The organism is Mesorhizobium sp. A623, from assembly GCF_054489405.1.
Genome location: NZ_JBTMXB010000108.1, coordinates 1 through 1,422 on the forward strand (window position 1 = coordinate 1; position 1,422 = coordinate 1,422).

Consider the following 1,422-nt stretch of genomic DNA (forward strand, 5'->3'; position numbering starts at 1 on the left):
CATCGTTCGCGGTATGAATCGGCAATGCTGGTCACGCCGTAGGGTGCGATCTGCATGGAAACGCCGAAGCCAACGGCCTCGCGCTGCTCATAATAGAAGGCGACAAGCTTCAGGACGGCGAGCTTCATGTCGCCGGGAACCGGATCGAAATCGGCGAGCGGCTTGCCGATGTAATTCGAAAGGTAGGCGTCGGCCGCGTCGACATAGAGTTCGATAAGCTCATCGTCGGCCGTGCCATCGATATTCATGTGCTGCTTGGCGAGCGATGCGGTGACGGTGCTCATGCGTTTTCTGCCTTGTTGGAAAAATCTATTTCGGGAATCTCTTGTGCGGTGCTCCCCGCGCCGGTCCCCTCAAACGCCTCTAAATTGGAAGACACCCCCCGCTGCCATCGGCCAGCGCCCTTTGGCATGGCGAGTGCTTCGGCAAGCGAGCGGGTGCGCATACGGGCAAGTAGAGCCCAATAGGTGATGCCGATATAATCGGCCCATTGCTGAAGGGTCCTCGACTCGCTGTTAACAGTGCGCAACTGTGAGGTTTGGCGGGGTTGCTCGGCTATCGCCTGTTCTATTGGCATGCCGGAACGCAGACGACGCCTGAGCGTCTGAGCGGATACACCAGTGCTGATTACCCACTCGCTTAGGGTCTTAGTCTGTCCATCATACGTGTAGAGCTTAGCCGGTTTGGGTTTGCGCGGCTTTGGGCCTGCGCCTTCCGGTGCTGGCCTTCCGATCCAAGCATCAATGCGAGCACGTTCTTTTCGCCGGCGCTGGGCCGCATAGCGTTGCGCGCGAAGGCGAATAGCTTTGCGTTCGGCCTCGAATTCCTGCTGTTCGATATGGCGGGCACGTTCGGCGGGCGTCATTGGAATGCTTTCCGCGCTTGTATTGCCAAAGCAGAACAGCCACCAATGAACCGGGTTTGATTCTTTAGGGGGAGCTTATGTTTTCGCATCCAGCCGCAATTCTCGGCTTCATCGTGATGGCTATCGGCTGGCTCATGCTCGTAGGTGGCGGCGCATCTGGCTTCCAATTCGAGCCAAGAGGTATCGTCAACTTCCATACCCTCTGGATTGCCAGTGGCCTGATAATGACCGGTGGCACGCTCGTGGTGGGTGGAGTAGTTGCGGGCGCGGGTGGTCGTATCCGGCAAGCCCTGCTTTTCCATCCTCAAATTGCTGCCGGCGAGATTGGGTTTCAAAAGGCCGAAAAAATCCGAAAGGAGGCCGAAAGCGACTACCGGAGGACCGGAGTGAAGCCGTCTAAAGCCGCCACCGATCTTGAATTTGACGCTGAGGAAGCACTTTCTCGCACTTTGCGAGAGAGGGGGCTTAAGTAGAAACGCAGTCATTGGCTGCGCTCCTGCCGTTGCTTCACGCTGGAATGACACCGGGTGCAAAGGGGTTGCCAGTTAGCCCGGTTC

3 protein-coding genes are annotated in these 1,422 nt (G+C 57.6%); 1 reads left to right on the forward strand and 2 read right to left on the reverse strand.

Features of this window, described 5'->3' with window-relative positions; genetic code table 11:
* Together ACX3P1_RS28060 and ACX3P1_RS28065 are read right to left on the reverse strand one after the other, a co-directional pair.
* Positions 1-284: head-tail connector protein (locus ACX3P1_RS28060; RefSeq protein ID WP_459083069.1), on the reverse strand; the 284-nt coding region annotated here is incomplete at its 3' end.
* Entirely contained in the window at positions 281-865 is a 585-nt protein-coding gene (locus ACX3P1_RS28065) for a hypothetical protein (RefSeq protein WP_459083071.1), read from the reverse strand. The genes ACX3P1_RS28065 and ACX3P1_RS28060, both read right to left, overlap by 4 nt.
* Positions 866-942: 77 nt before the next feature.
* On the opposite strand from ACX3P1_RS28065, the gene ACX3P1_RS28070 reads away from it, so the two are divergent.
* Entirely contained in the window at positions 943-1,338 is a 396-nt protein-coding gene (locus ACX3P1_RS28070) for a hypothetical protein (protein ID WP_459083073.1), read from the forward strand.
* Positions 1,339-1,422: the final 84 nt, after the last annotated feature.

Bases quoted from the DNA above. Each gene is read 5' to 3' on its own strand.
- ACX3P1_RS28065 (WP_459083071.1), bottom strand. From the start codon at position 865: ATGACGCCCGCCGAACGTGCCCGCCATATCGAACAGCAGGAATTCGAG.
- ACX3P1_RS28070 (WP_459083073.1), top strand. From the start codon at position 943: ATGTTTTCGCATCCAGCCGCAATTCTCGGCTTCATCGTGATGGCTATC.